Below are 22,108 nucleotides of genomic sequence, written 5' to 3' on the forward strand. Positions count from 1 at the left end.
GTTATCTGAACACTCCGCCGAACGGTCCGCCCGCCTGGGGCGGCGGCGGTGGTGGCGGCACCTGCTGGGTCTGATACTGCTGCGGCGGCGGTGGCGACCTGGGCGCCGCCTGCCGCTGCTGCGGCGGACGCTTTTGCGCAGGCTGCGGCGCCGCGGCCGGCTTCTGATCCGGCGCGGCGCTGACGACCGTGGTCTGCGGCTCTTTGCAGTCGACCAGCCAGATGTCGTAGATCGGGTGCTCGACGCCGTGCAGGCCGGGGCTGGCCGCGAACATCCAGCCCGAGAAGATGCGCTTCACCTCGCCCTGCAAGGTGATCTCGTCGACCTCCACGAATGCGTCGGTGTTGGCGGCCTCGGTGGCCGGCCGCGTGTAGCAGGCATCGGTTTTCACCCGCAGGGCGCCGAACTGCACGGTCTCGCCGATTTCCTCGTCGAAATTGATGATGCGGCCGGTGATCTTGTCGAGCCCGGAGAAGCTCGCCTTCTTGTTGACGATCTTCTGCGCCGGCGGTTCGGTCACGACCTCGTCGCCCGGCTGGATGGTGGCCGGGGTTTGCGGTACCGCGCCGTTCGGCGGGATCGCCGCATTCTGGGGTGCGCCGCGTGGCGGCGCCTGCCGCTGACCGGGCGCAGCCCCCGGCTGGCCGGGCGGCGGCACGGCCGCGACCGGAGGATTGTTCTGTGGCAGGATCGTCGTTCCCGGCGGCGGCGCCAGCGGCTGGGATTGGACCGGACCCGGCAGGGCGGCGCCCTGCCCTGGCGGCGGCCGGGTCGGCGCCGGCAGCACCCGGCCCTGCGGCAGCTCGGGGATCTCCTCCTCTTCCTCGGGAGGCGGAATCGGCTCGCCACGGCGCGGAATGTTGCCCGGCGGGCGCGGAACCGGATCGGAGAAAATGGTACCGATCTGCGCGCGCGCCGGCACGGACAGCGTGAGGGATGTGGCGGCCAGCAATGCCGCGATACCGGTCAGGACGATTGTTCGGTGCATCTCGCGCGGCTTTATCAGGCGAATCGGGGTTCGGGACAATCAAATCGCGTCATGACCCATCCGCCGCTCTCGATCAGCCCTCCCGTTAACATGCCGAATACGGCGGGGAAAGGGCGAGCTGCCAGCACGCCGCGTGCTGGTCAGCCGGTTCATCCAATGAGATAGTCGTGATCAAGAGCCGGACGGAACCGGCGTCAAAGGGAAGGAAACCGATGTCTGATTCGATCCGTCTCGACGGCCGGGTGGCCGTCGTTACCGGCGCGGCCGGCGTCATCGGCGCCGCGACCATGCGGCTGCTGGCCGCGCGGGGCGCCCGCATCGTCGCCGTCGACCGGCGCGAGGCCGATCTCGCCGCCGCGACGGCCGGCCTGCCCGCAAGCGCCGAGACCTTCGCCGTGGCCGCCGACGTCACCGACGAGGACCAGGTCGCGGCCTATGTCCGACAGGCCTGCAATCGGTTCGGCACCATCGACGTGTTCTTCAACAATGCCGGCATCGAAGGCGAGATCAAGCCGATCACGGCGTATCCGCTGGAGGCGTTCCGCCGCGTGCTCGACGTCAACGTGGTCGGGGTCTTTCTCGGCCTCAAGCACGTGCTGCCGGTGATGCTGAACCAGAACCGCGGCTCGATCATCAACACCGCCTCGATCGCCGGCCTGATCGGCTCGCCACAGATCGCGGTCTACAGCGCCAGCAAGCACGCGGTGATCGGCCTGACCAAGAGCGCATCGTGGGAATGCACCGGCACCAATGTGCGCGTGAACTGCATCTGCCCCGGGCTGATCGAGAGCCGCATGCTGAGCGCGATCATCGAAGGGCGCAGCGGCGCTCCCGTGCCGGCCGACAAGGTCGTCGACCGCGTCCCCGCGCGCCGGCTCGGCCAGGGCGCGGAGGTCGCCGCGATCGTCGCCTTCCTCGCCTCCGATGATGCGAGCTACGTCTCCGGCGCAGCCTACACCGTCGATGGCGGCCGCACCGCCGCCTGACGTCCCTTCCACTCGACCGTCTTTTCAACCCGACAGGTTTTTGCAATGCCCGTGCAACTCGATGCCGATGCCGCTGCCGTCTACAAGGCATTTCAGGAGGCCGGTCGGCCGGCCTATGAGACGCTGACGCCGCAGGAGGCGCGGGACTACTACCTGGCCGCGCGCGTCGTCAGCAATCCCGAGCCGCCCGAGCTTGCGGAGGTCAAGGACCTCGCCATCCCTGCCCCGCATGGCGCAATCCCGGCCCGGCTCTATCGGCCAAAAACGGTGCGGCAGACCAACGGTCTTGCGCCGGGATTGGTGTTCTATCACGGCGGCGGCTGGGTGATCGGCAATCTGGACTCGCACGACGTGGTCTGCCGCGCGCTGGCGCACGAAGGCGAACTGATCGTGATCTCTGTCGATTACCGCCTCGCGCCCGAGCACAAGTTTCCGGCCGCGGTCGACGACGCCGCCGCGGCCATACGATGGATCGCCGACAATGCCGCCGCGCTCGGCATCGATGCAGCCAGGCTCAGCGTCGGCGGCGATTCCGCCGGCGGCAATCTCGCCGCCGTCGTCGCGCTCTCGGCGCGTGACGGCAAGGGCCCGAAGCTCTCAGGCCAGGTGCTGATCTATCCGGCCACCGACTTTTCGATGAGCCATCCCTCGCACAGCGAGCCCGAGACCAGCGTGCTGCTGACGCATTCGGTGATCCGCTGGTTTCGCGACCATTATCTCAACAGTGCCGCCGACATCCATGATTGGCGGGCCTCGCCGGCAAAGGCGGAAACCCTGGTCGGGCTCCCGCCGGCTTATGTGCTCACCGCAGGCGCCGATCCGCTGCGCGACGAAGGCGACGATTACGCGCGGCGCTTGCGCGAGGCCGGCGTGCCGGTGACCTATCGGACGCATCCCGGCCAGTTCCACGGCTTCTTCACCATGGGCAAGCTGCTCGACCAGGCCAATGTCGCGGCGCGCGACATCGGCGTCTGGCTGAAGCAGCTCGATCGGCCCGGCGGCATCTGAGCCGTTACCGCGCTGAGCTCGGAACACAACGACCCGCGAGTTCGCGGGTCGCGCTCACATGCGGTCGAAGTCGTCTCGTGTGAGATCGGCTTGCTCGCGCTCGAGCAACAGCTACATCCCGTGCAAACCAGCCGGGACGACTGGACAGCCACATCTCATTCCTCGCAGCAGGAGACTCGCGCATGAAGACCGTGAACCTCGCCGACAAGCTGAGCCAATTCTCAGGCCATTGGGACCCGCACGTGGTCGCGGACTACAACGACAATGACGTGATGGTCGTGAAGTTCATGGGAGAATTCCCGTTCCACAAGCATGACACGACGGATGACTTCTTCCTCGTCCTGGAAGGCGAGATGGAAATGGATATCGAAGGTCAGCCCTCGCGAACGGTGAAGGCCGGCGAGTTGTTCGTTGTTCCCAGAGGCGTCGTCCATCGGCCGCGCGCGGCCAAAGAGGTCAAGGTGCTCCTGATCGAACCCAAGGGCGAACCGAACTCAGGCGACTCCGACCGGGTGCCCGCGCCCAAGCCGCGCATCTGACTCGCCGAAAGACGTCAGAGCTTCGGGACTCCGCGAGTTTGAGATATCATTCGGAGCGGACAGGTGAGCAGGATGAACATGGAGCCAACTCTGGAGATTGCGCTGGCTTGGTTCAAGCCCGAGGAGTGGGATGATATCAGGCGTATCTGCCCAGATCTGCACGATACCTACGAAGAATGGCTGACCAGCGTTCAGGAGGTCATCGACACGATCGGCGATCGTCCAGACCAGCGTGTCGTGAAGGTGATCCTGACCGCCGCCGAGCTTCGGACATGGCAGCGTGCGACCGGACGCAAAGTCGATGGCAGGGTTCGCTCCCAGCTTGCCGCCAAGCGCGCGAGCAGGATCCGCAACGAGTCCCCACAGCCGTCTCCCGAGCCTCGTTCTGGCTCAGACGGCAGTCGCTGACGCTTGTCGCTCAGTACGCTCAGGCAGGCCAGGGCCAGTTCTGAGGGCGCAACGGCCGCCCATGCAGCTGACGAAGCGGAGCATCGCCGAAATGTCCGCTGTTTTTGCGCTGCAACCAAGATAGTGTCCCGTCGCCCGCAAGGACGGCCCATGGCCGTCTGGCGAGACCATCCTCCAATAGGATCGCCCCGATGTTCGACCGCTTGACCCACCAACCCGATGACCCCCTGCTCGCTCTGATCGGCATCTTCAAGGCTGATCCGAGAGCGGACAAGGTCGATCTGGGCGTCGGCGTGTATCGTGACGAGGCCGGCCATTCGCCGATCTTCCGCGCTGTGAAAGCTGCCGAGCGCATCATCTGGGAGAGCCAGGACAGCAAGAGCTATGTGGCGCCGGAAGGCGACCAGGCATTCCTCGACCTGCTGTGGTCGATGGTCGGCGGCACGGCCTTGCCGGTCCACGCCGCCGGCGTGCAGACGCCGGGCGGCTCCGGCGCCTTGCGCCTCGCAGCCGATCTGGTTCGCCAGGCCGGCACCGGCAAGATCTGGCTCGGCCTGCCGAGCTGGCCCAACCATGCCGGCATCTTCGCCGCGGCCGGGCTCGAGATCGAGACCTATCCCTACTTCGACGTGCCCTCGCAGACGCTGCAGCTCGACCGCATGCTGGAGGCACTGCAGCGCGCCGCGCCCGGCGACGCCGTCCTGATCCACGCCTCCTGCCACAATCCCACCGGTGCCCCGCTGCGCGCGGAGGATTGGGCGCGCATCACCGCCGTGATCGCCGCGCGCGGGCTCGTGCCGCTGATCGATTCCGCCTACCAGGGATTCGGCGCCGGGCTCGAAGGTGACGCCGCCGGCCTGCGGACGATGATCGCGGCCGTCCCCGAGGCGCTCGTGGCCGTGTCGTGCTCGAAGTCCTTCGGGCTCTATCGTGAGCGCACCGGCGCGCTCTATGCCGTCGCGACGTCGCAGGCAGCCGCCGACACCGCGCGCTCCAATCTCGTCGCGATCGCGCGCACCAGCTACTCGATGCCGCCGGACCATGGTTCGGCGATCGTGAAGACCATTCTCGACAGCTCCGATCTGCGACGCGACTGGAGCGAGGAGCTCGAGTCGATGCGGCTCCGCCTGGCGAGCCTGCGGCGCGGCTTTGCCGAGGCGCTCGGCGGGCGCTGGTCCAACACGATCGCGATCGGCGTCCAGGAAGGCATGTTCTCGCTGCTGCCGGTGACGCCGGCCGAGGTCATGGCTTTGCGCGAAAAGCACGGCGTGTACATGCCGACCTCGGGCCGCATCAACATCGCAGGCCTGAAGCTCGCCGACGTCGCGCGCGTCGCCGGCCTGTTCAAGTCGCTTTGAGCCATCGCCTGCAAGGATCAAGGCCGTGACCGAGATCGTCGCTCAGGAGCGGCACAAGCTCTACGAGGACGCGATGGCGCTGACGCTGGGCACGCTGTTCGTGTCGCTCGGCATGCTCATCTACAGCAAGACGGTGCTGCTGGTCGGCAGCACCGCCGGCCTGTCGCTGCTGTTGAGCTACATCAGCGGCTATGGCTTCGGGCTCAGCTTCTTCCTGATCAATCTGCCGTTCTATGCGTTGGCCGTCCGGCGCATGGGCTGGCCGTTCACGATCCGCACCTTCGTCGCGGTCGGGCTCGTCGCGCTGTTCTCACGGCTGACGACGTCATGGATCGAAATCAGCCATATCGATCCGATCTATGCCACGGTGATCGGCGCCGGCCTGACCGGGACCGGCCTGCTGATGCTGTTCCGGCATCGCACCGGGCTCGGCGGGATCAACATCCTGGCGCTGTATCTGCAGGAGCACTGGAAGATCCGCGCCGGCTATTTCCAGCTCGCCGTCGACTTCCTCATCATGATCGCCGCGTTCTTCGTCATCCCGGTCAACCGTCTGGCGCTGTCGATCCTGGGCATCGTGATCGTCAACGTCATCATCGCGATCAACCACAAGCCCGGGCGCTATATGGCGCTGAGCTGAGCCGCCGGATTTCCAAGCGCAAGGTCGATCGCGCCTGGCCGGCTCGGCCGCGACACGCGCCGGGTGCCGCATGGGTGCGCTGCACCTTGCCAGACGGCGCATTCCATGGGATGAAAGCTCTGGTATGCCAGCAACCGAGGCAATGGGTTACCGCCTCCGTCCGCCCCTGCGGGGCGCCTGACGGACTCTTCGGTCCGGCTGGATCACCAATAAGAAACGCGAACGCGAAATCTCGAACCGATCTCTGGGGACGACCAAGGCATGGCACGCAACATCCTGATTCTCGGGGCCTCCTACGGCTCCCTCCTCGGCACCAAGCTGCTGATGGCCGGTCACAACGTGACGCTGGTCTGCCGCAAGAAAACGGCGGAGCTGATCAACCGCGACGGCACCGAAGTCCGCATCAAGCTGCGCGACGAGCCGACGCACCGCTCGATCTTCTCGCGCGACCTGCCGGGCAAGCTCGACGCCGCCACGCCGGACAGTGTCGACCTGTCGCGCTACGACCTGGTCGGCCTGGCGATGCAGGAGCCGCAATACACCAACCACACCATTCGCGTGCTGATGGTGAAGATCGCCGAGGCCAGGCTGCCGTGCCTCTCGATCATGAACATGCCGCCGCTGCCCTATCTCAAGCGCATTCCGGCGCTCGCCAATGTCGACCTCGACGAGGCCTACACCAATCCCGCGGTCTGGGAACGATTCACGCCCGGACTGGTGACGCTGTGCTCGCCGGATCCGCAGGCCTTCCGTCCGCCGGAGGAAGGCGCCAACGTGCTGCATGTCGGCCTGCCGACCAACTTCAAGGCCGCTGCGTTCGAGGACGAAACGCACAACGCGCTGCTGCGCGAGCTCGAGCGCGACATCGACGCGGTCAGGCTCGACGGCCAGGACGTGCCCGTGAAGCTGAAGGTGTTCGACTCGCTGTTCGTGCCGCTGGCGAAGTGGTCGATGCTGCTGACCGGCAACTACCGCTGCATCACCCGCGGCGAGCCGCAGGCGATCCGCGACGCCGTGCACGGCAACCTCGCCCAGTCGAAATCGATATACGAGCACGTCGACGCCATCGCGCGCAAGCTCGGCGCCGATCCGAGCGACCAGGTGCCGTTCGAGAAATACGCCAAGGCGGCGGAAAGCCTGCTCAAGCCGTCGTCGGCCGCGCGCGCCGTCGCCGCCGGCGCGCCCTTCATCGAGCGCGTCGACCTTCTGGTGAAGCTGATCTCGCAGCAGCTCGGCATGCCCAACCCCGAGATCGATCAGACAGTGCAGACGGTCGACTTCAAGCTCAACGAGAAGATCGTGGTCGGCGGCTCCAGCGCGCAATGACGCGCGGGCGCCGACATCGTCCGTAACCAGATGTGACTTTGCATGAACGCGCGGCCAACGCATGGTTCGCGCGTTCATTGATTCACATCGTCCGGAATGAAGATGCCGTCCTTCAGGCCTCTCGCTCTTCCCGTGCAGGCCCTGAGCTGGCTCGGCGATCAGGGCACCCGCGCCATCGTGGCGGTGCTGATCGCGGCAATCGCAGTGCCGCCGCTCGGCGAGCTCACGCGCCCCTACGTCACGCATGCGATCTTCCTGCTGCTCTGCATCTCGTTCATGCGCGTCGACGTCGCGATGCTGCGCGCGCATCTGCGCCGGCCTCTGCTGGTGGTGGCCGCGACGGCCTGGACCACGGTCGCCGTGCCGGCACTGGTCGGCACGATCGCGCGCGCCACGGGCGTCGATGCCGCCGCGCCCGACCTCCATCTCGCGCTGATGCTGCAGGCGACGGCCTCGCCGATGATGGCCTCGCCCGCGCTCGCCGCGCTGATGGGGCTGGATGCGACGCTCGTTCTGATCACGCTTGTGACGTCGACCGCGCTGGTGCCGCTGACGGCGCCGCTGTTCGCCTATGTGTTCCTGGGCGAGACGCTGTCATTGTCGCCGGCGGCACTCGGGCTGAAGCTCGCCGCCATCCTTGCGGGCGCACTGGCTGCGGCCACCGCGATCCGCCTTGCCTTCGGTATCGCTGCGATCCGCCGCCACCGCGCGCCGATCGACGGCTTCAACGTCCTCATCCTGTTCGTGTTCGCCTCCGCCATCATGGCGCATTTTCTTGCCGACCTGGCGGCGAGCCCGTTCCGCATGCTGGGACTGGCGCTGCTCGCCTTCGCGGTGTTCTTCCTGCTGCTTGGTACCACGATGCTGTTGTTTCGCCGCGCGGGACGCGAACGCGCGATGGCGCTCGGCATGATGGTGTCGCTGCGCAACATGGGGCTGATGCTCGCGGCGACCGAGGGCGCGATCCCCGGCACGACCTGGCTGTATTTCGCGATGAGCCAGTTCCCGATTCACCTGGCCCCACAATTGTTGCGGCCGGTCGCCGAGCGCCTGCGCCCGAGGCCGCTTCCATCTGGCGGGACCGATCACGGCTTGATCAGTCCTGCATCGGAATGAGGCAGCGGCGTTTGGCCGAGCCGGCATGACGACGGCCAGCCGCTTACTATCAAGGCCGACATCGTTGTTGCTGGCGTGCATGGCCGGCGCTACGCTCCGCGCCTGTTGGTGCAGGAGGATGATGTGACCCCATCAGACGATCAGACAATTTCCGAAGACCGCCGCGAGGCGCTGCGCTACGCGCTCGCGATCGGCTCCGGTGCCGCGCTCGCGTCCGCCATGACGACGACGCCGGCTTCGGCGCAGGCGGCCGCCGACAACACGCTCGACCGCGTCCGCGCCAACAAGGTGCTGCGCATCGCCGTGCTGCCGGGCGAGCTGCCCTATTTCAACAAGGATCTCGCCTCCGGCACGTGGTCGGGCTTCTCGATCGAGATGGCCAACGACATCGCCAAGCTGCTCGACGTGAAGCTCGAATATGTCGAGTCGACCTACGGCAATTCGGTGCTCGATTTGCAGGCCGGCAAGATCGATCTCGGCTTCGCGCTCAACCCGACGCCGCAGCGCGCGCTGGTCATCGACTTCTGCGGCACGGTGTTTCCGCATCCGTTCGGCGCGATGCTGAAAAAGGGCCTGGAAGCGAAGACCTGGGCCGACATCAACAAGCCCGAGGTCAAGATCGCCGTCGACGTCGGCTCGGCCAATGAGGCGGTGGCGCGGCGCTTTGCGCCGAACGCGACGATCAAGTCGCTGAAGTCGCGCGACGAGGTGATGCTGGAGATGGCATCGGGCCGCGTCGACGTCGTCGTCAACGCACTGATCCTCGGCCTCACCGCGATCGCCAAGAACCCCAACCTCGGCACCTACAAGATCCTGCAGTCGCCGTCGGTCGCGATCCCCTCCAGCATGGGCGTGCGCCGCGAGGCCGACAAGCGCTGGCGCGACTTCCTCGCGGTGTGGATCGACTACAATCGCGGCATCGGCCAGATGCGCGAATGGTTCGTCAAGGGCCTCGGGCTGGCCGGCGTCAAGGCCGAGGACGTGCCGGTCGAGGTGAATATCTAAGCGAAGCTGCGCTCTCTCCGCCGTCATTGCGAGGAGCGCAGCGACGAAGCAATCCAGGCCTACGCGTGCCGCCCTGGATTGCTTCCTCCGTCGCCCTTCAGGCTATGGCGGACAAGTCGCTGCGCTCGCAATGACGGAGAGGATGTTGCTACGCCGAGCCTCTCACGCCTTGTCGTAGCTCATACCGCGCTCGAACCGGCGGCCCAGCAGGGTGGCCGGAAACAGGATCGCGAAGTAGATCAGCGCGATGATGGTGTAGACCTCGAGCGGCCGGTAGGTGTCGGCGTTGATCAAGGTCGCGTTGTAGACGAGATCCGGCACCGCGATCACCGACACCAGCGAGGTGTTCTTCAACTGCGTCACCGACTGGTTGACGTAGGGCGCCAGCATCGGCTTCAAGGCCTGCGGCAGGATCACGAGCCGCATCATCCGCCACGGACGCAGACCGAGCGCGCGCGCCGCATCCCACTGCCCGCGCGGCACGCTCTCGATGCTGCCGCGCACGATCTCGGCATAGAACGCCCCGGCATAGAGCGACAGCACGGTGACCGCGGCGACATGCGCCGGAATGTTGACGCCGATCACGACCGGGAACGCGTAGTAGAACCAGATGATCTGCACCAGCAGCGGGGTGCAGCGGAACAGCTCGATATAGCCGATCAGCAGCCAGTCGATCACGACCGGGCGGCGCAGCCTGACGATGCCGACGACGAGCCCGATCACCGAGCCGAGCAGGATGGTGCCGAGCGTGTAGGCCATGGTCCAGCCGAGCCCCACCCAGAACAGATGGCTGTACTTGGCGAGGATGGCGAAATCCCAGGTGTAGTTCATCGCAGCTCCGGCGTGACGCGGTCGCGGCCCCTCACAGATACCGGCTCGGAGCAAAGGCGGAGGCGTCGAACGGCGGCGCCTCGCCCGCGATCATCGCGGCGATCGCCGCGCCCGTGGCCGGCCCCGTGGTGAAGCCGATATGCTGGTTGCCGAATGCAAGCCACAGGCCGGAATGCCGCGGCGCCGGCCCGATCATCGGCAGCGAATCCGGCAAGGTCGGCCGCGACCCGCGCCAGGGCTGCGCCACGGCCTCGCCGAACTCGACCACGCCGCGCGCCAGCGGCACCACCTGCTCGAGCTGGGCGAAATTCGAGCGTGCATCGCGATCGGTCAGCTCGACGCCGCTCGTGACCCGCACGCCGTTCTCCATCGGCGTCATCAGGAAGCTGCCCTCGGCGTCGTGGATCGGACGATGCAGCATGCGCGCCGGATTGGGCGTGAACTCCTGGTGGTAGCCGCGCTCGAACGCCATCGGCACCCGGTAGCCCAGCGACCTGAGAATGTCGGGCGACCACGGTCCGAGCGCGACCACGACATGGCGGGCGCGGATCTCGCCGTCGCCGAGCACGACGCGCCAGCCGTCGCCGTCCGACAGCAGGGCCCTGATCTCGGACTGCCGCAGCACGCCGCCCGCGCCCTCGAACATCCGCGCATAGGCCTTTGTCACGTTGCCGGGCGAGTCGACCGACGCCGTCTGGCTGTGCAGCAGGCCGACCTTGTAGACCGGCAGCATGTTCGGCTCGAGCGCCGAAATGCCCTGGCGGTCGAGCAGCTCGCTCTCGATGCCGTATTCGGCCAGGAAAGCCTGCTCCGCCTTGGCCGCTCCGACGGCGTCGCTGCGCCAGGCCTTGAGCCAGCCGGTCTCGCGGATGCGCTGCGGCTCGCCCGACCTGACGATCCAGTCGCGATGCAGCTTCAGCGACGCGCCAATCAGGCCGTGCAGGGCGGTGGCACGCGGCCTGACGCGGGACTCCACGGCATTGGCGAGGAAGCGCAGCACCCATTCGACGTTACGTAGAGTCCATGCCGGATCCCAGCGCAGGGCTGCACTCCGGTTGCCGAAATAGGACGGCAGCGCTGAGAACAGCGAGGGTCTGTTGAGCGGCAGGATCGAGCCGGAGGACAGAATGCCGGCATTGCCGTACGATGTCTCCTCGCCCGGCGCCTTGCGGTCGACCAGCATCACCGAAAGCCCGCGCTCCCGAATGGCGTAGGCGGAGGAGACGCCGACGATCCCCGCTCCCAGCACGACCACGTCGGCTGTCTGCTGCACGCTCTCCATCGTCACTCGATCCATCTGCTGCTTACATCAGGGTCAGGCCGCCATCGACCGGCAGCACCGCGCCGGTGACGTGGCCGGCGTCTTTCGCCAGCAGGAAGGTCACGGCCGCGGCGATGTCATCGGGCTCAGCGAGGCGCTGTTGCGGATTGGCCGCCGCCGCCGTCTGCCACGCGGCCGGGTCGAGCGAGCCGAGCCGCCCCGCATCCTTGCGGGTGTAGCCGGGCACGACGACATTCGCCGTGCCGCCGCACGCAGCCAGCTCGATGGCGAGACATTTCACCAGCGCCTCCAGCGCCGCCTTGGCGGCGGCCGAGGCGGGAAAGGTGCCGCCCGGCACGAAGCGATGCGCGACGAAGCTGGAGATCGCGACGACGCGCGCGTCCGCGCTACGCATGAGGTCGGGGAGTGCGGCGCTGGCGAGCTCATGAAAAGCCGCCGGCATCACGGCGAGCGAGCGGTCGAGCCCGTCGCGCGGCAGATCGCGAAAGCTGCGGCGGTCGGCAAAGCCGGCGGCATGCACCACCGCGTCGATCCGGCCGAACCGCGTTCGGGCCGCAGCCGCCAGCTCGGTGGCAACGCCCTGTCTGGCCAAGTCGCCGCAGTGAAATTCGACTTCGGCACCGGCCTCTCGGCACGCCGCGGCGACGTCCCGCAGACGCGCCAGACCCGCTTCGTTGGCCCCCTGCCCGTGCAGCATCACGGCCTGTCCCGGCGCGGAGAGGCGGCGCGCCACGGCCGCGCCGATGCCGGCTCCGCTGCCGGTGATGATGGTGACACGCATCGTGCCTAGTCTACCCCTCGGTTTCGCGGGGCGGACTATAGGTCTCACACCTGCCGATGCCAACACGCGGACGGACATGCACCGATGTCCGCCGCGCGGGTCTGCGTGTCACAGACGTTCGGAAACGTCTAGCTGATCAGCTGTTCAGCATTTGGCGCCGACACTGCACTTGTTGGTCGACTGGGAAATCGTGCCGCCCTTGCCGCTGCAGGTGGCGGCATAGGCATTCACGCAGGCGACCTTCGCGGATGTGCAGCCCGCATGATCGTTCTTCACGCAGATCGTCTCGCTATAGGTCTCGATCGTGCTGGCGCCTTTCTTGCAGACGCACATTCCGGTGACTTCGGCTTTTGCCGCAAAGGCGCTGTCGACACCGCCGACCGCGGCAGCAGCAAACAAAATCAGGGACAAAAATACGCGCATCGTATCCTCCATGAACAATGGCAATACATTCAGTATGCGCACTCTACGCGCGAGACACAACTTTAAATTGTTTCAATTGCCATCGACGATCGTCGCCCACGACCGCTCATCCACTGATGCAGATCAGCCGGTGAGGCGTGCCGCGCGCCGCAGGGCCTGCGGCGGCTGGCCGAAGGCGCGAATGAAGGCGCGACGCATCCGCTCAGGATCGCGAAAGCCGGTCGCCTCGGCCACCAACTCGATCGGCTGATGCGAAGCCTGCACCCGATCGCGCGCCACCTCCAGCCTGAGACGCTCGATCGCCTTCGACGGCGTCGTGCCGGTCTCGGCCACGAAGGCGCGGGTGAAATGCCGCGTGCTCATGCCGGCACGCTCGGCAAGGTCGTCGACCGTCAGCGGCGCATCGAGATGCTCGCGCGCCCAGGTCAGGAGTTCGGCGAAGCGGCCGCTCGGCGCCTTCAGCTCCAGCAGCGAGGAGAACTGCGACTGCCCGCCGCTGCGGCGATGGTACAGCACGAGCTGACGTGCGGTCTTCTGCGCGATCTCCTCGCCGTGATCGTCGGCGACCATGGCGAGTGCGAGATCGATGCCGGCAGTGATCCCAGCCGAGCTCCAGACGTTGCCGTCGCGGACATAGATGCTGTCAGGCTCGAGCTTCACATGGGGGTAGGCGCGCAGGAACTGCCGCGTGCGCTGCCAATGTGTGGTCGCGCGCCGCCCGTCCAGCAGGCCCGCTTCGGCCAGCACGAAGGCGCCGGAACAGATGCTGGCAAGCCGGGTGCCGCGCTGCGCGACCTTGCGAACGAAGTTCAGCGTGCATGTGTTGCGGCTCGCGGCTTCCACACCCTCGCCGCCGGCGATCAGCAGCGTGGTCAGCGCCGACACCGGACCGAATTTGCGCGCCAGCATCTCAGCCCCCGATGACGACCGCACGGGTCCGGGCGTGGCGGCGATGACCCTGATCGATGGCACGGCGCGCGCATAGCGCGAAGCGATCTCGAACACCGAGATCGGCCCGGCAGCGTCGAGCAACTGAAAATCGGGATAGATGAGCACGCCGATCATGGTGGATGGCTCCGTGATCCCAAGTCGGTGATCCCAAGTCCGTGATCCTAAGTTTGAGACCTCAAGTATGGAATCTCAAATCTGTCCGGAAACGAGGGAACTTTGGCATATGAGCCATCCAACGGACCATGCAGAATGACCGCCGTCAAGCACCAGACCTGCGAGCACCGCCATGCACCAACCGATTTCGATCGCTCTCGTTCTGTTTCCCCAGGTGACCCAGCTCGATCTCACCGGACCGGTACAGGTGTTCTCGAGCGTGCCCGGTGCGACGCTGCACCTGGTCTGGAAGAAGATCGAGCCGATCCCGACCGACTCAGTTCTCACACTCCTGCCGACGACGACCTTTACCGACTGTCCGCAGGCGGACGTGATCTGCATTCCCGGCGGCTTCGGCGTCGACGCCCTCCTCGACGACGCCGAGGTCATCGGCTTCATCCGCCGCCAGGCCGAAGGGGCTAGATACGTCACGTCGGTGTGCACGGGCTCGCTGGCGCTCGGCGCCGCCGGCCTGCTGAACGGCTATCGCGCGGCGACCCATTGGAGCGCGCGCGAGTGCCTGCCGCTGTTCGGCGCCACCGTCAGCACAGAGCGCGTCTGCATCGACCGTAACCGGATCACCGGCGGCGGTGTCACGGCCGGCATCGACTTCGCGCTGACCCTGGTGGCGCAGTTGGTCGATCGTCAGACGGCGGAGGCCATCCAGCTCAGGCTCGAATACAATCCGGCGCCCCCTTTCACCGCTGGTTCCCCTGACACGGCGCCGCCGGAGGTGGTGTCACGCATGCTGGAGCGGATCGCGCCGTTCCGGAAGCGGCGAATCGAGGCGGCGGAGCATGCGGCGGCCGCCCTCCGGACCAACCCGTCGTAGCGCAGGCTTGCCAAGCTCCCGAAAGCAAAGCGGCCGCCCGGAGTTCGGGCGGCCTCTTCCGATCGGGTCATCTCGCGCGAAATCGAATCAGCCGCCAGGAGTCCAGGGCTGATAATCACCGGTGGCCTTTGGCCTGCGACCGCTGCCCAAGGTCGAGCCGGCCGGGCGATACGCCAGCGCGGTCCCCGTCAGGTTCGGCTGATGCGGCTTTTCCCACTCGCGCGGCTTGTAGCCGTCCTGAGTCGGCGGCACGTCGACCATGTGATGCATCCAGCCGTGCCATTCGGGCGGAATACGGCTCGCTTCGGCCAGGCCGTTATAGATCACCCAGCGCCGCTCGAAATGCAGCACCGGATCGATCTTGCCGCCGGCGGTCCGATAATAGCGGTTGCCCTGTGCATCCTGCCCCACGAGCTCGCCGAAGCGCCAGGTCCACAATTGGGTGCCGAAAGTCTGGCCGTTCCACCACGTGAAGAGCTTGAGAAAGAACTGTTTCATGGGCTTGGGGCCGGTTCTGTGAAGGTCCCGGTTCTGATGCCACCCCGCCCGCATCTTGTCCAGTGTTGCACCGCCTCCGCCCGCGACGATGTATCGGTTCACGGCGGGGAACGACATCCGCGGCCTGCGGTTAGGTCATTTTCCCCCTGATGGAGCGATAACGATGACCAGACTGAAGACGTGGAGCACGGCGGCGGCAGTGGCGCTGATTCTGCCGCTGGCGGCAGCGACGACGAGCTTTGCCCAGGGTCCGGGCGGCGGCGGTCGTGGTCCGGGCGGCGGCGGTGGTGCCGCCATCGGCGGGGGCGGTGGCGGTGCGATCGGCGGCGGCGGACGCGGCGGCTTTGCGGCCGGTCCGGGTGGCGGCGGCATGAGCGGCGGCAGCTTCGCGGGACGCGCAGCCGTTGGCGGTGCAGCGCTGGCGGGTCGCGGTCCGGCGGCCGGCGCCAACGTCGCCGTCAACACGGGTGGCGCCCGCGGCAATTGGAGCGGCGGCAATTGGAGTGGCGGCGGCTGGCATGGCGGCCACCGTGGCGGCTGGCATCACCGCGGCGGCGGCTTCTGGCCGGGCGTCGGCGTTGGCGTCGGAATCGGGTTGGGCAGCAGCTATGCCTACTACAATGATCCGTATTATTACGGACCCGACTATTACTCCGACTACTCGTACTATGACGACTCCGCGCCTGTCGCCGTCGTTGGAACCGAAGGCGTCGACCCGAGCTACTGCGCACGCAGGTACCGCTCGTATGATCCGGCTTCGGGAACTTATCTTGGCTATGATGGCATTCGCCACCCATGCCCGTAAGAGTCTGACATCGTAGCTACGACAACAGAAGGCGGCGAGGCTATCCTCGCCGCCTTTTTCGTGCCGTATTATTGTTTGTTTTGTGTCTAATGCGCCACGTTGCAGGCTGATTTTCGCCCATATTTCAAAATGTGCCCCGCGACGTGCAGATGATCGCCCCGTTCCGGTCCAATATCGTTTCAGCTCGTGATTCTGCCCGTTTGGCCGCTTCGCAGGCTTGGTTGATAGCAGTTGATGGACACATGGATTTTCGCGGGACTCGCGCAGTGCAAACGCCGCGGGTGAGCGGCTTGGGCCTGCCGCCCGCGAGCGCGCCAAGAACTTGGAACAAGGAGGCGCGCCTTGCCGACATATCTTCACTGCTTGGAAGCAGCTGCATCGAAACTCGGATGCATGTGGCTGGCCGCGATGATCCCCGGCCCAGCTGGCGGACATGTCGATGATTGAGAAACGCAGATGACCTATCAGCGCCTCGCATTGGGGCTCGGTCTTGGAACGCTGCTGGCGATCGGCGCCGCGTCCACGGCGCTCGACATCAAGTCGCGCCACGACGCGGCCTGGGTGAATTCATCGCTCGACATCCTGCAGAAAACCTCCGATCTGCGCCTGCTGCTACGCGAAGCGGAAGCGGCCTCTCGCGGCTACGCACTCGTCGGTGAAGATCAGTTCAGGACGGAGTTTGCCGATGTCAGCACGAAAATTCCGGTCGCCATGGCCGAGTTGCGGCGCGCCGTGGCCGACAATCCCGAACCGCTGAAGCTTCTGACCGAGACCGAAGCCCTGGTTGCCCGCAGGGTCGAGCTCGCCGCGGAGCTGATCCGGTTGCGCGCCGCCTCCGATCGTGCGGGGCTCGAAGCGCTCAGAAGCCGCGCCGAAGGCCCGGCGACCATGAGCGAGATCACGGCCCATCTCGACCGTTTCGTTGCCGATCAGCGCGAGCTGCTGACGCAGCGTTCGATGACGTCGAAGGCCACCGGATCGCTGTTGCTCACGATCGACCTGTGCGGCCTCGCGCTGCTGCTGATCATCGCCTTCTACCTCATCCGGCGGACCTATCTCCACGATCGTGCGCTGCGCGCGTCGCTGGTCCGGTCCGAAGCCGAGGCCATCTCGCTGGCGGAAAAGGCCGAGCAGCAGCATCTCGACCTGATCGCCGCCCATGAGAAGCTGCGCCATTCCGCCGAGATCCTGCAGAACACGTTCAACAGCATGGCAGAGGGCGTGCTCGTCATCGATGCCGCGGACACCGTGGTATTCTCGAACCCCGCGGTCGAACATCTGCTTGGCTACAGCCCGGAAAAGAATCTGGCCGACGTCCGCGCGCGCCTCCGCGTCTACGAAAGCGACGGCGTGACGCCTGTCGCAGCCCACGACCTGCCGACGCCGCGAGCCTTGCGGGGCGAGAGCTTCGACCGCCGCGAGCTGATCGTCTACCGGCCCGACCGGGACGAGACGCTGCGACTGATGATCTCCGGCCGCCCGCTGCGCGACGCCGCGGGCGGCATTACCGGCGCGGCGATGGTCTATCACGACATCACCACGGCGCACGAGACCGAGCGGCTGCTGCAGCAGGCGCAGAAGCTGGATGCGATCGGCAAGCTCACCGGCGGCGTCGCACACGACTTCAACAACATGCTGACGATCATTACCGGCACCATCGAGACGCTGGCCGACGAGGTGAAAGACCGCCCCGCCGCTGCGGCGACCGCAGCGCTGATCGGACAGGCGGCAGACCGCTGCACCGAGCTGATCCGGCATCTGCTCGCCTTTGCCCGCAAGCAGCCGCTGCATCCGCGCGACAGCGACGTCAACAGCACGATTCTCGACATCGCAAAGCTGCTGCGTCCGACGCTCGGCGAGCAGATCGAGATCAACTCGATCCTCGAAGACGAGACGCTGATCACGCACATCGATTCGGCGCAGCTCGCCAACTCGCTGGTCAACATGGCGATCAACGCCCGCGACGCGATGCCCAATGGCGGCAAGCTGCTGCTGGAATCGCGCCGGGTGGTGCTCGATGAGGCCTATGCCTCAGCCAACGCCGGCGTGACGCCCGGGCCCTATGTCATGGTCGCCGTCAGCGACACGGGCACTGGCATGTTGCCGGAGGTCCGCGACCGCGCCTTCGAGCCGTTCTTCACGACGAAGGAAGCCGGCAAGGGCTCCGGCCTCGGCCTCAGCATGGTCTACGGCTTCGTCAAGCAATCCGGCGGCCACATCAAGATCTACAGCGAGGAAGGACGGGGCACGACGATCCGGCTCTACATCCCCGTGCCCAAGGGACAGGCTGCGAGCCCTGCTCCGCCCGAGCCGCCGCCGCCGCGCGGCGAGGAGACGATCTTTATCGTCGAGGACGATCCACTCGTGCAGGATTTCGTCGTCTCACAGTTGCAGAGCCTCGGCTACAAGACCATCACCGCATCGACCGGGGTCGAGGCGCTGGCCAAGATCGACTCCGGCCAAAGCTTCGATCTCCTTTTCACCGACGTCATCATGCCCGGCGGCGTCAACGGCAAGGAGCTCGCCGAGGAGGCGCTGCGGCAGCGGCCCGGCACCAAGGTGCTGTACACCTCCGGCTATACCGACAACGCGATGGTCGAGCACGGCCGCCTCGACCAGGCGGCGCTCCTGCTCACCAAGCCCTATCGCAAGTCGGAGCTCGCCAAGATGGTGCGGCTCGCGCTGGCGGGCCCCGCGGATGACGCCCTGGCCGATGATGCGTTGGCCGAGAATGCCTTTTCCGAGGACGTGCCGACGCGCGCTCACTTCTCCTGACTCGACCATCGCGCGGATCGGAACTGCGATCGTCCCGGAGCTCGGCGCCAAAAAATTCCGATGGAAACCTTCCCATGCAGTTGGCAGGACACGACGGCATCCCGCGCCATTGGAGGCCACCGATGATCCGCCGGCGCGTGGTGCTGGGGCTCGGCCTTGGAACTCTGCTCGCGATCGGCGCCGCGTCGACGGCACTGGACATCAAGGCGCGCAACGATACCGCCCTCGTCGAGCACACGATGGAGGTGCTGGAGAAATCCTCCGAGCTCCGCGTCCTGCTGCGTCAGTCAGAAGCGGCCTCGCGCGGCTTCGCCTTGTCCGGAGCCGACCGGTTCATCGCAGAGTTTCAGGAGACAAGCGGACTCATCCCTGCGGCCTGGGCCGACCTGCGAGGGCTCGTCCGGGACAATTCCTCGCAGAGCGAGCGGCTGCGAGCAATTTATGGCATCGTGCAGCGGCGCATCCAGCTTGCCGGCGAGCTGATCCGTCGCCACGCGGCGAACGATCGCGACGGCCTGCAGGCGCTGGCGGCGAGCGCGGCCGGTCCGGCGGCGATGACGACGATCAACCAGACGCTCGACGCCTTTACCGACGACGAGCGCCGGCTGCTGGCGGACCGCGCCACGATCTCGCGACGAACCGGGTCCTGGCTGCTGGCGGTCGACCTCGCCGGCGTCGGCCTGCTGCTCCTGATGTCGGCCTATCTCGTCCGGCGCGCTCGTCTTTCCGACCGGGCGCTGCGCTCGTCCCTCACCCTGTCACGGGAGACCGCGACCTCGCTGGAAGCCCAGGCCGTGCAGCAGCGCAGCGATCTCGCCGCCGCCTATGACGAGCTGCGCCGCTTCTCCGCCATTCTCACGAACACCTTCAACAGCATGGCCGAGGGCGTCCTCGTCGTCGATCCCGAAGGGACCATCATGCTGTCGAACCAGGCGATGGGACGTTTCCTGGGAACGAATGTGGGCAAGACCTTCGCCGAGATGCTGGCCGCCAACCAGTTCTACGAGAGCGACGCCGCCACCCGCATTGTCGACGAGGAGCTCCCGATCGCGCGCGCCTTGTGCGGGCGGTCGTTCGACCGCCGCGAGGTCGTGGTCAAGCCGACCGACGGCCGGCCGCAGTTCCGCCTGATGGTCAGCGGGCGGCCGCTGCGCAACTCCGCAGGCGCGATCAGCGGCGCGGCGCTGGTGTATCACGACGTCACGGACGTGCACGAGACCGAGCGCCTGCTGCAGCAGGCGCAGAAGCTCGATGCCATCGGCAAGCTCACCGGCGGCGTCGCGCACGACTTCAACAACATGCTGACGATCATCACCGGGTCGATCGAGGTCCTGATCGACGCGGTGCAGGACCGGCCGGCGGCGGCCGAGTTCGCGGCCCTGATCGGCAGGGCCACCGATCGCTGCACCGAGCTGATCCGGCATCTGCTCGCCTTCGCCCGCAAGCAGCCGCTGCGTCCACGCGACATCGACGTCAACGCCACGGTGGAGGACATCGCCAAGCTGCTGCGGCCGACGCTCGGCGAGCAGGTCGAGATCAGGACCGTTCTCGCCGAGGGGGATCTCATCGCCCATGTCGACTCCGCGCAGCTCGCGAACGCGCTGGTCAACATGGCGATTAATGCGCGGGATGCGATGCCCGACGGCGGCAGACTGCTGCTGGAGACGGCGAAGACCACGCTCGACGCGGCCGATGCAGCGGCCAATCCCGGCGTCGTGCCGGGCTCCTACGTCATGGTCGCGGTCAGCGACACCGGCAGCGGCATGCCGGCCGAGGTGAAGGATCGCGCCTTCGAGCCGTTCTTCACCACCAAGGACGCCGGCAAGGGCTCCGGTCTCGGCCTCAGCATGGTCTATGGCTTCGTCAGGCAGTCCGGCGGCCACGTCAGGCTTCAGAGCGAGCAGAACCGCGGCACGACGATCCGGCTCTATCTGCCGGCGGCGCAGGCGGCGCAACAGACCGAGCCGGAGCACGAGCAGGCACTGCCGCATGGCCGTGAGACGATCCTGGTGGTCGAGGACGATCCGCTGGTGCGCGACTTCGTGCTCGCCCAGCTGCAAGGCCTCGGCTACGCCACCCTCGTCGCCTCGCAGGCCTCGGAGGCGCTGGCGATCGCCGCGCAGAACCAGCCCTTCGACCTCTTGTTCACCGACGTCATCATGCCCGGCGGCATCAGCGGCCGGCAGCTCGCCGAAACCATCATGACGACGCGCCCCGCGCTCCCCGTGCTCTACACCTCCGGCTATACCGGCGATGAGATGGTCGAGAACCAGCAGCTCGTGCCGGACGCGCTGCTGCTGACCAAGCCCTATCGCCGCGCCGAGCTTGCGCAGATGGTGCGACGCGCGCTGGACGGCAAGCCGGCTGGCGCTAGCCGCGGGTCGCCATCGCCACCGCGGCCAGCGTGAAGGCCAGCGCGGCCACCTGCCCTGCCCCGAGCGGCTCGCGCAGCGCGATCGCGGAGGCGACGACGCCGATCACCGGCACCGCCATCGTGCCGATCGCCGCCACGGACGCCGGCAGCCGTGACAGCGCCGCGAACCAGGCGACATAGGCGACGCAGAACTGGATCACGGTGGAATAGAACATCAGCGCCCAGTCGAGCCGATCGAGCTTCGTCCAGTCGGAATGCTCGACCGCGAAGCCCACGATCACGATCGGCACGCAGCCGATGCCGATCTGCCAGGCCGCGGCCGACAAAGGCGGCAGCCTGATCGGGAGCTTCTTGGCCATCACCGTGCCGAGCGCGAAGCCGAACGCGCCGCCGAGCACCATCAGGATGCCCGGCAGCTTGTCGCGGCTCGCGTTCAGCCCGTTGCTGCCCATGATCGCGGCCAGCCCCGCGAACGCCAGCACCAGCGCCAGCACGCGCAAGAGCGTCGGCCGCTCGCCGAGGATCGGCCAGGCCAGCAGCGAGGCCCACACCGGCATGGTGTAGGCGATCAGCGCCGCCTCGCCCGCCGGCAGCCACAGCAGCGCCAGCCCCATCAGCACCATCCAGGCGGTGACGTTGAGCATCCCGGCCAGGATCAGCCTCGGCCAGACCTCGCGCGGCACGTAAAGACTCTGGCTGCGGATGACGGCCAGCAGAGCCAGGAGAAGCGCGCCGACCACCCCGGTGGTGCCGCGCAGGGTCAAGGGCGGCAGCACGCCCACCAGGTGCTTGGTGACCGGCCAGTTGAAGCCCCAGCCGAGCGAGGTGATGGCGAGGAACATCAGCCCGGCGGGCGTGATCCGCCCGCTGGCCACTGGCTTGTCTGTCATGGAATCACCGGCGCCGTCCGTGGGAGGACGACCTTGCCGGCGTTTTCCCGGCCACACCAGGGATTGTGGGGCATGCCTGCCCCGCGAACGCTCCGTAGGCGCCCGTGAGTCCCGCTGATGCAAGCAAAACACGTCGTTT

At 66.9% G+C, this 22,108-nt stretch carries 21 protein-coding genes; 13 read left to right on the forward strand and 8 right to left on the reverse strand.

Annotated features, from left to right (window positions below):
- Nucleotide 1: 1 nt before the first annotated feature.
- Nucleotides 2-988: a DUF2155 domain-containing protein gene (locus tag QW845_RS03055; RefSeq protein WP_315800169.1), complete on the reverse strand. Its 987-nt coding sequence runs from the start codon at nt 986-988 to the stop codon at nt 2-4.
- Between the two features lie 212 nt (nt 989-1,200).
- On the opposite strand from QW845_RS03055, the gene QW845_RS03060 reads away from it, so the two are divergent.
- From QW845_RS03060 to QW845_RS03100, 9 genes are all read left to right on the forward strand, one after another.
- The gene (locus QW845_RS03060) at nt 1,201-1,974 is read left to right on the forward strand and encodes an SDR family oxidoreductase (RefSeq protein WP_315800170.1); all 774 of its coding nucleotides are present in this window, start codon (nt 1,201-1,203) and stop codon (nt 1,972-1,974) included.
- A gap of 45 nt (nt 1,975-2,019) precedes the next feature.
- On the forward strand, nt 2,020-2,982 hold the full coding sequence (locus tag QW845_RS03065; RefSeq protein ID WP_315800171.1) for an alpha/beta hydrolase: 963 nt from the start codon (nt 2,020-2,022) through the stop codon (nt 2,980-2,982).
- 182 nt (nt 2,983-3,164) lie between these two features.
- Nucleotides 3,165-3,521, forward strand: a complete 357-nt coding sequence (locus tag QW845_RS03070; RefSeq protein WP_315800172.1) for a cupin domain-containing protein — start codon at nt 3,165-3,167, stop codon at nt 3,519-3,521.
- A 72-nt stretch (nt 3,522-3,593) separates the two neighbouring features.
- Nucleotides 3,594-3,929 (forward strand): hypothetical protein, encoded by a 336-nt coding sequence (locus QW845_RS03075; protein ID WP_315800173.1) that lies wholly within the window; start codon nt 3,594-3,596, stop codon nt 3,927-3,929.
- Nucleotides 3,930-4,120: 191 nt separating this feature from the next.
- Nucleotides 4,121-5,287 carry an amino acid aminotransferase gene (locus tag QW845_RS03080; RefSeq protein WP_315800174.1) on the forward strand — a complete coding sequence of 389 codons (1,167 nt, stop codon included), beginning with the start codon at nt 4,121-4,123 and terminating at the stop codon, nt 5,285-5,287.
- A 25-nt stretch (nt 5,288-5,312) separates the two neighbouring features.
- Entirely contained in the window at nt 5,313-5,927 is a 615-nt protein-coding gene (locus QW845_RS03085; RefSeq protein ID WP_315800175.1) for a YitT family protein, read from the forward strand.
- 261 nt (nt 5,928-6,188) lie between these two features.
- Nucleotides 6,189-7,253, forward strand: a complete 1,065-nt coding sequence (locus tag QW845_RS03090) for a ketopantoate reductase family protein (RefSeq protein ID WP_315800176.1) — start codon at nt 6,189-6,191, stop codon at nt 7,251-7,253.
- Between the two features lie 102 nt (nt 7,254-7,355).
- Nucleotides 7,356-8,369 (forward strand): Na+-dependent transporter, encoded by a 1,014-nt coding sequence (locus QW845_RS03095; RefSeq protein ID WP_315800177.1) that lies wholly within the window; start codon nt 7,356-7,358, stop codon nt 8,367-8,369.
- A 123-nt stretch (nt 8,370-8,492) separates the two neighbouring features.
- The gene (locus tag QW845_RS03100) at nt 8,493-9,374 is read left to right on the forward strand and encodes a transporter substrate-binding domain-containing protein (protein WP_315800178.1); all 882 of its coding nucleotides are present in this window, start codon (nt 8,493-8,495) and stop codon (nt 9,372-9,374) included.
- A 162-nt stretch (nt 9,375-9,536) separates the two neighbouring features.
- Here the strand turns inward: QW845_RS03100 and QW845_RS03105 are convergent, their stop codons facing one another.
- From QW845_RS03105 to QW845_RS03125, 5 genes are all read right to left on the reverse strand, one after another.
- Nucleotides 9,537-10,205 carry an amino acid ABC transporter permease gene (locus QW845_RS03105; RefSeq protein WP_315800179.1) on the reverse strand — a complete coding sequence of 223 codons (669 nt, stop codon included), beginning with the start codon at nt 10,203-10,205 and terminating at the stop codon, nt 9,537-9,539.
- 31 nt (nt 10,206-10,236) lie between these two features.
- A complete protein-coding gene (locus tag QW845_RS03110) occupies nt 10,237-11,487 on the reverse strand; it encodes an FAD-dependent oxidoreductase (RefSeq protein ID WP_315800435.1) in 1,251 nt (416 codons plus the stop codon).
- A 22-nt stretch (nt 11,488-11,509) separates the two neighbouring features.
- Nucleotides 11,510-12,268, reverse strand: coding sequence for an SDR family oxidoreductase (locus QW845_RS03115; protein WP_315800180.1), 759 nt, complete (start codon nt 12,266-12,268; stop codon nt 11,510-11,512).
- Between the two features lie 144 nt (nt 12,269-12,412).
- On the reverse strand, nt 12,413-12,703 hold the full coding sequence (locus tag QW845_RS03120) for a hypothetical protein (protein WP_315800181.1): 291 nt from the start codon (nt 12,701-12,703) through the stop codon (nt 12,413-12,415).
- A gap of 111 nt (nt 12,704-12,814) precedes the next feature.
- Nucleotides 12,815-13,756, reverse strand: a complete 942-nt coding sequence (locus tag QW845_RS03125; protein ID WP_315800182.1) for a GlxA family transcriptional regulator — start codon at nt 13,754-13,756, stop codon at nt 12,815-12,817.
- A gap of 172 nt (nt 13,757-13,928) precedes the next feature.
- Here QW845_RS03125 and QW845_RS03130 point away from each other — a divergent pair, with 172 nt between their 5' ends.
- Nucleotides 13,929-14,627: a DJ-1/PfpI family protein gene (locus tag QW845_RS03130; protein ID WP_315800183.1), complete on the forward strand. Its 699-nt coding sequence runs from the start codon at nt 13,929-13,931 to the stop codon at nt 14,625-14,627.
- 87 nt (nt 14,628-14,714) lie between these two features.
- Here QW845_RS03130 and QW845_RS03135 read toward each other — a convergent pair whose 3' ends face one another.
- Nucleotides 14,715-15,125 carry an NADH:ubiquinone oxidoreductase subunit NDUFA12 gene (locus tag QW845_RS03135; protein ID WP_315800436.1) on the reverse strand — a complete coding sequence of 137 codons (411 nt, stop codon included), beginning with the start codon at nt 15,123-15,125 and terminating at the stop codon, nt 14,715-14,717.
- A 163-nt stretch (nt 15,126-15,288) separates the two neighbouring features.
- Between QW845_RS03135 and QW845_RS03140 the strand changes: the two genes are divergently transcribed.
- The 3 genes from QW845_RS03140 (at nt 15,289) to QW845_RS03150 (ending at nt 21,113) form a co-directional block, all read left to right on the forward strand.
- Nucleotides 15,289-15,930 (forward strand): BA14K family protein, encoded by a 642-nt coding sequence (locus QW845_RS03140; RefSeq protein WP_315800184.1) that lies wholly within the window; start codon nt 15,289-15,291, stop codon nt 15,928-15,930.
- 456 nt (nt 15,931-16,386) lie between these two features.
- The gene (locus QW845_RS03145; protein WP_315800185.1) at nt 16,387-18,705 is read left to right on the forward strand and encodes a CHASE3 domain-containing protein; all 2,319 of its coding nucleotides are present in this window, start codon (nt 16,387-16,389) and stop codon (nt 18,703-18,705) included.
- Between the two features lie 122 nt (nt 18,706-18,827).
- The gene (locus QW845_RS03150) at nt 18,828-21,113 is read left to right on the forward strand and encodes a CHASE3 domain-containing protein (protein ID WP_315800186.1); all 2,286 of its coding nucleotides are present in this window, start codon (nt 18,828-18,830) and stop codon (nt 21,111-21,113) included.
- Here the strand turns inward: QW845_RS03150 and QW845_RS03155 are convergent.
- A complete protein-coding gene (locus QW845_RS03155) occupies nt 21,076-21,969 on the reverse strand; it encodes a DMT family transporter (RefSeq protein ID WP_315800187.1) in 894 nt (297 codons plus the stop codon). The two genes, QW845_RS03150 and QW845_RS03155, sit on opposite strands and share 38 nt — an antisense overlap.
- Nucleotides 21,970-22,108 lie beyond the last annotated feature (139 nt).

Source organism: Bradyrhizobium sp. SZCCHNS3002, from assembly GCF_032377435.1.
In the GTDB taxonomy this organism is placed as follows: domain Bacteria; phylum Pseudomonadota; class Alphaproteobacteria; order Rhizobiales; family Xanthobacteraceae; genus Bradyrhizobium.

Bases quoted from the DNA above. Each gene is read 5' to 3' on its own strand.
- QW845_RS03055 (WP_315800169.1), bottom strand. From the start codon at position 988: ATGCACCGAACAATCGTCCTGACCGGTATCGCGGCATTGCTGGCCGCC.
- QW845_RS03060 (WP_315800170.1), top strand. From the start codon at position 1,201: ATGTCTGATTCGATCCGTCTCGACGGCCGGGTGGCCGTCGTTACCGGC.
- QW845_RS03065 (WP_315800171.1), top strand. From the start codon at position 2,020: ATGCCCGTGCAACTCGATGCCGATGCCGCTGCCGTCTACAAGGCATTT.
- QW845_RS03070 (WP_315800172.1), top strand. From the start codon at position 3,165: ATGAAGACCGTGAACCTCGCCGACAAGCTGAGCCAATTCTCAGGCCAT.
- QW845_RS03075 (WP_315800173.1), top strand. From the start codon at position 3,594: ATGAACATGGAGCCAACTCTGGAGATTGCGCTGGCTTGGTTCAAGCCC.
- QW845_RS03080 (WP_315800174.1), top strand. From the start codon at position 4,121: ATGTTCGACCGCTTGACCCACCAACCCGATGACCCCCTGCTCGCTCTG.
- QW845_RS03090 (WP_315800176.1), top strand. From the start codon at position 6,189: ATGGCACGCAACATCCTGATTCTCGGGGCCTCCTACGGCTCCCTCCTC.
- QW845_RS03095 (WP_315800177.1), top strand. From the start codon at position 7,356: ATGCCGTCCTTCAGGCCTCTCGCTCTTCCCGTGCAGGCCCTGAGCTGG.
- QW845_RS03105 (WP_315800179.1), bottom strand. From the start codon at position 10,205: ATGAACTACACCTGGGATTTCGCCATCCTCGCCAAGTACAGCCATCTG.
- QW845_RS03110 (WP_315800435.1), bottom strand. From the start codon at position 11,487: ATGGAGAGCGTGCAGCAGACAGCCGACGTGGTCGTGCTGGGAGCGGGG.
- QW845_RS03115 (WP_315800180.1), bottom strand. From the start codon at position 12,268: ATGCGTGTCACCATCATCACCGGCAGCGGAGCCGGCATCGGCGCGGCC.
- QW845_RS03120 (WP_315800181.1), bottom strand. From the start codon at position 12,703: ATGGAGGATACGATGCGCGTATTTTTGTCCCTGATTTTGTTTGCTGCT.
- QW845_RS03125 (WP_315800182.1), bottom strand. From the start codon at position 13,756: ATGATCGGCGTGCTCATCTATCCCGATTTTCAGTTGCTCGACGCTGCC.
- QW845_RS03130 (WP_315800183.1), top strand. From the start codon at position 13,929: ATGCACCAACCGATTTCGATCGCTCTCGTTCTGTTTCCCCAGGTGACC.
- QW845_RS03135 (WP_315800436.1), bottom strand. From the start codon at position 15,125: ATGAAACAGTTCTTTCTCAAGCTCTTCACGTGGTGGAACGGCCAGACT.
- QW845_RS03140 (WP_315800184.1), top strand. From the start codon at position 15,289: ATGACCAGACTGAAGACGTGGAGCACGGCGGCGGCAGTGGCGCTGATT.
- QW845_RS03145 (WP_315800185.1), top strand. From the start codon at position 16,387: ATGACCTATCAGCGCCTCGCATTGGGGCTCGGTCTTGGAACGCTGCTG.
- QW845_RS03150 (WP_315800186.1), top strand. From the start codon at position 18,828: ATGATCCGCCGGCGCGTGGTGCTGGGGCTCGGCCTTGGAACTCTGCTC.
- QW845_RS03155 (WP_315800187.1), bottom strand. From the start codon at position 21,969: ATGACAGACAAGCCAGTGGCCAGCGGGCGGATCACGCCCGCCGGGCTG.